The 6,811-nt window shown below is 71.2% G+C and carries 9 protein-coding genes and 1 pseudogene; 2 read left to right on the top strand and 8 right to left on the bottom strand.

The window, feature by feature from the left end; all coding sequences use genetic code 11:
• Positions 1-153: 153 nt before the first annotated feature.
• Positions 154-1,083: a LysR family transcriptional regulator gene (locus ABNT58_RS04425; RefSeq protein ID WP_348752298.1), complete on the bottom strand. Its 930-nt coding sequence runs from the start codon at positions 1,081-1,083 to the stop codon at positions 154-156.
• Positions 1,084-1,185: 102 nt separating this feature from the next.
• Here ABNT58_RS04425 and ABNT58_RS04420 point away from each other — a divergent pair, with 102 nt between their 5' ends.
• Positions 1,186-2,490 (top strand): MFS transporter, encoded by a 1,305-nt coding sequence (locus ABNT58_RS04420; RefSeq protein WP_348752297.1) that lies wholly within the window; start codon positions 1,186-1,188, stop codon positions 2,488-2,490.
• A gap of 79 nt (positions 2,491-2,569) precedes the next feature.
• On the opposite strand, the gene flhC is transcribed toward ABNT58_RS04420, so the two are convergent.
• The 5 genes from flhC to ABNT58_RS04395 all read right to left on the bottom strand — a co-directional run bounded on the left by flhC (position 2,570) and on the right by ABNT58_RS04395 (position 5,078).
• Positions 2,570-3,124: a flagellar transcriptional regulator FlhC gene (gene flhC, locus ABNT58_RS04415; protein WP_348752296.1), complete on the bottom strand. Its 555-nt coding sequence runs from the start codon at positions 3,122-3,124 to the stop codon at positions 2,570-2,572.
• 26 nt (positions 3,125-3,150) lie between these two features.
• Positions 3,151-3,438 carry a flagellar transcriptional regulator FlhD gene (locus ABNT58_RS04410; protein WP_348752295.1) on the bottom strand — a complete coding sequence of 96 codons (288 nt, stop codon included), beginning with the start codon at positions 3,436-3,438 and terminating at the stop codon, positions 3,151-3,153.
• 131 nt (positions 3,439-3,569) lie between these two features.
• A complete protein-coding gene (locus tag ABNT58_RS04405) occupies positions 3,570-4,331 on the bottom strand; it encodes a universal stress protein (RefSeq protein WP_348752294.1) in 762 nt (253 codons plus the stop codon).
• A gap of 95 nt (positions 4,332-4,426) precedes the next feature.
• Positions 4,427-4,840, bottom strand: a complete 414-nt coding sequence (rnk, locus tag ABNT58_RS04400; protein ID WP_348752293.1) for a nucleoside diphosphate kinase regulator — start codon at positions 4,838-4,840, stop codon at positions 4,427-4,429.
• A 106-nt stretch (positions 4,841-4,946) separates the two neighbouring features.
• Entirely contained in the window at positions 4,947-5,078 is a 132-nt protein-coding gene (locus ABNT58_RS04395) for a hypothetical protein (RefSeq protein WP_348752292.1), read from the bottom strand.
• A gap of 53 nt (positions 5,079-5,131) precedes the next feature.
• Here ABNT58_RS04395 and ABNT58_RS04390 point away from each other — a divergent pair, with 53 nt between their 5' ends.
• Entirely contained in the window at positions 5,132-5,455 is a 324-nt protein-coding gene (locus ABNT58_RS04390; RefSeq protein WP_348752291.1) for a hypothetical protein, read from the top strand.
• Here the strand turns inward: ABNT58_RS04390 and ABNT58_RS04385 are convergent.
• Positions 5,440-6,249 (bottom strand): enoyl-CoA hydratase-related protein, encoded by an 810-nt coding sequence (locus ABNT58_RS04385; protein ID WP_348752290.1) that lies wholly within the window; start codon positions 6,247-6,249, stop codon positions 5,440-5,442. The two genes, ABNT58_RS04390 and ABNT58_RS04385, sit on opposite strands and share 16 nt — an antisense overlap.
• A 7-nt stretch (positions 6,250-6,256) precedes the next feature.
• Positions 6,257-6,811, bottom strand: a pseudogene (locus tag ABNT58_RS04380) (acyl-CoA synthetase); the annotation flags it as partial.

The following is a 6,811-nucleotide window of genomic DNA, read 5'->3' as shown; positions in this document are numbered from 1 at the left end:
GCGTGTCGGCAGGGAGCGCCATGGAGCACCTCTTTGGCAGGTTGTGCGGTCGCACGGCGTACGGCTGTGCCGTGTGCTGTTTCGCACCTTAGAACCAACGGGCGGCTGTCGGTTTGTCGCACATCAACCGTTGTGGCCGCCAGCGGGCGGCGGTCAGCGACGCAGCGCTTGCGCGGCCAACGCGATGAAGGCCTTGGTCTTGGCCGGCAGAAAGCGCGTGCCGGGGGTGACGAGGTAGATGGCGCCTGCCTCGCCCAGCTCCCAGTCGGGCAGCACCGGCACCAGGTGGCGGCGCAGCGGGTGCCTCTCCAGCAGCCAGTCGGTGACTGCCGCGATGCCGGCACCACCCGCTGCAGCCGTCAGCAGCGACTCCGCGTCGTCGGCCACCAGCGCGGGCTGCAACGCCAGCTTCACGCGCTGCGTGGGCTGGCGCAGCAGCCAGGGGGCAGCGGCCGGGGCGCTGCTGAACTGCAGGCAGCGGTGCTGCCTGAGCTCTTCCGGCCGCTGCGGCGTGCCGTGCCGCTGCAGGTAGGCACGCGAAGCCACCAGGCTGCGCTTGATGCCGCCCAGGCGGCGCGCCACCAGCGAGCTGTCCGCCAGCTGGCCGATGCGCACCGCGGCGTCGAAGCCTTCGGCCACCACATCCACCAGCCGGTCGCTGTAGTGCACGTCGAGTCGCAGCTGTGGATGCTGCTGCAGGAAGCGCGGCAGCAGGGGTGCCAGCCAGAGCCGGCCGTAGCTCAGCGGTGCGGTGATGCGCAGCACCCCGTGCGGCTGCTCGCTGGACGCAGACAAGTCCGCGGTGGCGCTGGCCAGCTCATCGAAGACCGTGGTCACCCGGGCCAGGTAGGCGGCGCCACTTTGCGTCAAGGCCACCCGCCGCGTGGTTCTTTCGACCAGGCGCACACCCAGGCGGCTTTCCAGTGCGGCGATGCGGCGCGACACCGTCGAGCCGTCCTTGCCCAGCCGTGCCGCCGCCGCGGTGAAGCTGCCCGCCTGCGCCACGGCCACGAAGGCCTGCAGTTCATCGAGCGCGCCGGCATGCAGCACCGGCGGCGGCAAGGTCGTTCGGTATCTGGCCATGCCGGCATGTTATTGCACCGAATGCATCAGTCTTCTGTACCGGCGGGCATTGCTGAATCTGGCGCAGGGCTCTTCAATGGCGGGATGGAACAACGAATCGACATGAGGACGGGCGGCCGGCGCGATGGCCGACGCTGGCTGGTGCTGGCGGCCGGGTTTGCAGGCAACGCGGTGTTTTCCGCGACCATCTCCGGCCTGCCCGCCGCGGCGGTGCCGCTGCGGGCAGCCTATGGGCTGGACACCTCGGGCCTGGGCATCGCCATCGGCGCGGTGGGGCTGGGCATCGCCTTGAGCGAATTGCCCTGGGGCCTTCTGACGGACCGGCTGGGCGATCGCCGGGTGCTGTTGTGGGGCCTGGGCCTGACCGCGGCGGTGCTGGCCTGGCTGTCCCTCTTCGTCTCACCCGCTGGCGGGCACCGCCCTTCGCTGGCGGCGCTGGCCACCGGCATGGCCTTGATCGGCCTGGCCGGCGGCAGCGTCAACGGCGCCAGCGGCAGAGCCGTGATGCTCTGGTTCAGCGACCGCGAGCGGGGGCTCGCGATGAGCATCCGCCAGACCGCCTTGCCGGTGGGCGGCGCGCTGGGCGCGCTGGCGGTGCCCGCGGTGGCCGTCGAGGCGGGCTTTGGGGCGGCCTTCGCCGTGCTGGCGGTGGCTTGCATGGCTGCCGGTGCCGCGTGCTGGTGGTGCCTGCGCCAGCCCCCGCCCGCGGCGGCGCAGGCCATGCAGGATCAAGGCGCAGCGGCTGCCGCATCGCCCCTGCGGCGCTGGGCCACCTGGCGCCTGGTGCTGGCCATCGGTGCGCTGTGCGTCGGGCAGATCGCGGTGTTGAGCTTTCTGGCCGTGTTCCTGCACGACGTGGGCCGTTTCAGCATCGCGCAAACCAGCGCGGCGATGTTCCTGTACCAGGCGGGCGCCGCCACGCTGCGGGTGTGGAGCGGCGCGTGGACCGACCGCCACGGCAACCGGCCCGCCTTCCTGCAGCGCTGCTGCCTGCTGGTGGCCGTGCTCTTCGGGGTGCTGGCGTTGCTGGCAGCGTGGGCGGTGGCGGTGGGCGGGCAGGGGGGACCAGCCCATGCCCTGAGCCGCTGGGCGCTGTGGGGCCTCCTCGTGCTGGCCGGCATGCTGGCTTCGGCCTGGCATGGCGTGGCCTTCACGGAACTGGCTGTTCAAGCCGGGTTGCGGCATGTGGGCACCGCGCTGGGCCTGGGCAATACCCTGGCCTTCAGCGCCTACTTCCTCACGCCGCTGATGGTGCCGCTGGCGCTGCGCCTGGGCGGCTGGCCGGCCGCCTGGGGTCTTGCCGCTGCATGTGCGCTGCTGGCCCGGCCGCTGTTCGGCCAGGCCGGCCACGCCGGTACCCACAAGCCGCCCCGCGCCCAAAAAGAAAGCGGCCACAAGGGCCGCTGAAAGCACGTTTGACGGTGCCAGGAGGAGACAACACAAAACTGGGGGCTCGGCGCGGCGGTTCAAGCCGCGCTGATGAAGATCAAGCGAGGGCTTCGGCCGCGGTGGACAGCGCGCCTGCCGCCTTGCCCTTGCCGGCGCGGGCCGGCGGGTTGCACAGGCCGCAGGTGAAGTGCTTGGCGATCTCGTGCGGGTGGCTGACGTAGTGGCCGCTGCAGCAGTTGCATCGGGTCATCGTCAGCATGCCGTTGTCGACGAACTTGACCAGCCGCCAGGCGCGGGTGACCGACAGCAGCGGCTCCAGGCCCTGCGACTGCGTCTGCTCCAGGTACAGCTGGTAGGCCTTGATCACCACGTCGATCTCGTCCATCGCCGAGGTCTTGTTCAGGTACTCGTGGATGTTCAAGAACAGGCTGGCATGGATGTTCGGCTGCCAGGTCATGAACCAGTCGGTGGAAAACGGCAGCTGGCCCTTGCTGGGGCTCTTGCCCGCCACTTCCTTGTACAGGCGGATCAGGCGTTCGTAGCTCAGGTCGGTTTCCGATTCCAGGACCTGCATGCGTGCGCCCAGCTCGATCAGCGTGACCGCGCGTTCGATCTGCTTGGCTTCGGTCAGGATGCTCTTGGTGCGTGCCATGGTGCGTGCTTTCGGAGTCAGTCGGATCAGGCGGCCTGGCGCAGGGCGCTGCCGTTGGCAGCGGGCTTGGCGTGCTGCGTGATCAGGTCGAACACCACGTCGTCTTCCATCGAAAAGCGCGACAGCAGCGTGTTGCCGCTGGCCAGCCTGGACAGCTCCGATGCGGTGAGCCCGACCAGCCGGTCCGCGGCGCGGCCATGCAGGCCCAGGATCTCCAGCGCCGGCTGGCGGTCGGCGCGCAGCAGGCTTTGCGCCAGCATGAGGTAGCCGAGGTTGGCTTCGCGAATCTCGGCAAGGATCTGGGTCGTGTTCATCGGGCTCTTCCTGGTGGGTGCAGCTGTCTCGCTGCGTTGGAATGAACTGTAGAAGCCCGAGAACCGTGACAAAAGTGGCCGTTTTCCGTGCCTGCCGTCCTTGTTTGTCGTGCTGCCTGTCAGCCAACTTCCTACACGCGGCCGGGCGTGGGCAGCCCCATCCGGCCGCCGGCGCCGTGGGGCCGGCTGGGCACGGCAGGCACCACCAGCACGTCGGCCTGCGCACCGCGCAGCAGCTCGCGGTGGATGTCGCCCACCAACCAGCGGCGCACCGCGCTGCCCCCGCTGTGGCCGGCCACCAGCAGGTCGGCACCCCAGGCCTGGATCAGCCGCAAGGTCATCGGCGCGGCCGGCCCGCGGCTGACTGCATGCTCCACGCGGTCGCGTGCGATGCCGATGCGGTCGGCCAGCCGGCGCAGGCGGGCCTGTGTGCCTTGCACTTCGCGCTGGCGGTAGGCCTGCACGATGTGCAGCGGCACGCCCACTTCACGCATCGCCGAGTCCTGGCCCGAAAAGCGCAGCACGTGCGCGAGCTGCAGCCGTGCGCGGGGATGCAGGTCGGCCGCCAGGCGCGCAGCAGCTTGTGAGCCGGGCGAGAAGCTGGTGGCCACCATCACGCGCCGGTAGGGCCGCGCGGCCGTGGCGCGAACGGCCAGTACCGGCCCCACGCCGGCCCGCACCACCAGGTCTTCGCGCGAGTTCAGCTGGCGGGCCAGCCAGCCCAGTTGCACGCGGGCGGTCTCCAGCGTGGCTTCAGGGCTTTGCGCGGGCACCACGTGCAGCACGTGGAGCACGGCGCCATGCTCGGCGGCCAGGATGGCGGCGCGGCGTACCGCGTTATGGCCCAGCGGCGACAGGTCGGTGGCGGCCAGGATGGAATGAAGGCGGGACATGGAAACTCCTTGCGAACACAAAGCATCGACGTGCGTCGGCCTGCCGCCCGCCAGGGCAGCACACAGGGCCGACGGATGACCGGCGGGGGCGCTGACTACAGCGTCAGGTCGCCGTGCGCTTCGGGCTGGAACTCGATGACGGCCACCTGGGCCTCTCGGGTCTGGCCGTCGGGCGACGACCAGCGGGCGACGTCGCCCACGCGCAGGCCCAGCAGGCTGCTGCCCACCGGCGACAGCACCGACACCTTGTGCACGGCGGCGTTGGCATCGGCGGGGTAGGTGAGCGTCAGGGTCGAGCAGGCGCGGGTGGTCAGGTCCACCAGCAACACGCGCGAGTTCATGGTCACCACATGGGCGGGCAATCGGGCCGTGGGCAGCACCAGGGCATCGGCCAGCACGGCCTGCAGTGCATCGGCGGTGGCGCCTTGGCCCGCTTGCCGTTGCAGCAGGTGGGTCAGGCGGACGTGGTCGAGTTCAGTGAGCGTGCGCTCATCGACGAGGGTGGGCATGGGGCGCTCCAAGGGCGCGGCCATCGGTGGGATGGTCGCGATGCTGCGCGGGTTGGGGGCCCGGCGATCTGGAGTTGCGCGTGAGGGGGGAGGGTGATCGCCGGGCCTAGGAATGTGCTGCCGGCTGAAGACCGGCAAAGCGCAGCATCTGGCCTGCCACAAGCACCCCCGCCGAGCGGCCACGGCCGGCCATCAGCGGGGTGCCAATGTCGTCGTGCAGGGGGTGGATGGCGATCATGCAAACGATTGTAGGAAGCCCACGGCCCGCCGCGGCCAATGCCACCACAGACCATGCCAGTACTGCGAGGGGCGGCCCAGCTGAGCCTGCCGGCCAGTGCCGCGCCGCCGGTGCCGGCGGTGGTCATCGCGCATGGCAGGGACGGCGTGCCGCCCAGCCTGCAGCCCTGGGTGCGGCTGTTCAACGAGCTGGGCCTGGCCACGCTGGTGGTGGACAGCTTCGGCTCGCGCGGCGTGGCCTGCACCGCTGCCCGGCGCATCGTCACCCGCGGCACGCACGTGGGCCGCAACGAGGCGGCGGTGCAGGCCTCGCAGGCGGACGTGCGGCGCTTTGTCGAACGGGTGGTGCTGCAGCCGGGCGCTCAGCGCCCCTTGTAGACCGCCGGCCGCTTTTCCATGAAGGCCCGCGGCCCTTCGCGGGCGTCTTCGGTGGCCATGATCTGGCGCTTGGCTTCGTTTTCCAGTGCAAAGGCCGCGGCCAGCGGCTGGCCGCTGGCTTCGCGCACCGTGCGCTTGACGGCCTGCACCGCCAGCGGGCCGTTGGCGGCGATGCGCCGGGCCAGGGCCTGGGCGGCGGGCAGCACCTCGGCCGCCGGCAGCACGCGGTTGACCAGGCCGATGCGCAGCGCGGTGGCGGCGTCGATGGGGTCGCCGGTGAGCATCAGCTCCATCGCCAGCGCCTGCGGCACCTGGCGCGGCAGCCGCGCCATGCTGCCGGCAAAGGGCAGCAGCGCGCGCTGCACTTCGGGCAGGCCGAAGCGGGCATGGTCGGCCGCGATGCGGATGTCGGTGCCCAGCATCAGCTCGAAGCCGGCGGCCAGGCAGTGGCCGTTGATGGCGGCGATCACCGGCTTGTCCAGCGGGTAGTCGCGCAGGCCCGAGGCCGCCATCACCAGCGGATCGGCCAGCAGCCGGCGGTCCCAGTCGTCTTCGGCCAGGCGGTCGCCGGTCATCAGCGGCAGCGTGCGCTGCAGGTCGCCGCCGGCGCAAAACGCCTGGCTGCCGGCGCCGGTGATCACCGCCACGCGCAGGGCCGGGTCGGCCGCGAAGTCGATCACCGCATCGGCCAGGCGGCACAGCATCTCGGGCGTCAGCGCATTGCGGCGGGCCGGTGCGTCGAGCGTCAAGGTGAGCACCGCGCCGTCGCGGTGGAGATGGAGGCTGTCGGTCATGCGGTGTTCAGGCTTTGGGCAGGCAGCGGTAAGCCAGCGGGTAGGGTTGCATCAGGCGGCGCACGGCGTCTTCCGTCTCCGGCCGCGCCAGGTGGAACTGCACCTGCAGGCCGGCGACAGTGTCCAGCACCTCCACCTGCACGGCGCCCGCCGGCAGCTCGGCGGCGGCCAGCTGTTCTTCCAGCAGCCGCTGCGTGGCCAGCGCGCGCAAGGCCGGCTTGTACACCTTGCCCACCGCGGTGGTCGGTATGGCCGGCAGCACGTCCACCCGCTTGGGCATGGCCGGCCGCTCGGGGATGTAGGGCGCGGCAAAGGCGGCCAGCGCCTGCGCATCGACCTGCGCGCCGGGCTTGAGGCTGACGAAGGCCACCGGCAGCTCGCCGGCATAAGCGTCGGGCTGGCCGACGGCGGCGGCCATCAGCACGTCGGGGTGGCGCAGCAGGGCGCTTTCGATCATGCCGGGGTCGATGTTGTGGGCGCCGCGGATGATCACGTCCTTCGAGCGGCCGGTGACATACACCCGGCCGGCTTCGTCCAGGTGGCCGATGTCGCCGCTGATCAG

The sequence above is a fragment of the uncultured Aquincola sp. genome (assembly GCF_964001545.1).
In the GTDB taxonomy this organism is placed as follows: domain Bacteria; phylum Pseudomonadota; class Gammaproteobacteria; order Burkholderiales; family Burkholderiaceae_C; genus Aquincola.
This window is presented reverse-complemented; position numbering and strand designations above follow the sequence as displayed.

Coding starts and splice junctions, on each gene's coding strand:
- ABNT58_RS04425 (WP_348752298.1), bottom strand. CDS start 1,083: ATGGCCAGATACCGAACGACCTTGCCGCCGCCGGTGCTGCATGCCGGC.
- ABNT58_RS04420 (WP_348752297.1), top strand. CDS start 1,186: ATGAGGACGGGCGGCCGGCGCGATGGCCGACGCTGGCTGGTGCTGGCG.
- flhC (WP_348752296.1), bottom strand. CDS start 3,124: ATGGCACGCACCAAGAGCATCCTGACCGAAGCCAAGCAGATCGAACGC.
- ABNT58_RS04410 (WP_348752295.1), bottom strand. CDS start 3,438: ATGAACACGACCCAGATCCTTGCCGAGATTCGCGAAGCCAACCTCGGC.
- ABNT58_RS04405 (WP_348752294.1), bottom strand. CDS start 4,331: ATGTCCCGCCTTCATTCCATCCTGGCCGCCACCGACCTGTCGCCGCTG.
- rnk (WP_348752293.1), bottom strand. CDS start 4,840: ATGCCCACCCTCGTCGATGAGCGCACGCTCACTGAACTCGACCACGTC.
- ABNT58_RS04395 (WP_348752292.1), bottom strand. CDS start 5,078: ATGATCGCCATCCACCCCCTGCACGACGACATTGGCACCCCGCTGATG.
- ABNT58_RS04390 (WP_348752291.1), top strand. CDS start 5,132: ATGCCAGTACTGCGAGGGGCGGCCCAGCTGAGCCTGCCGGCCAGTGCC.
- ABNT58_RS04385 (WP_348752290.1), bottom strand. CDS start 6,249: ATGACCGACAGCCTCCATCTCCACCGCGACGGCGCGGTGCTCACCTTG.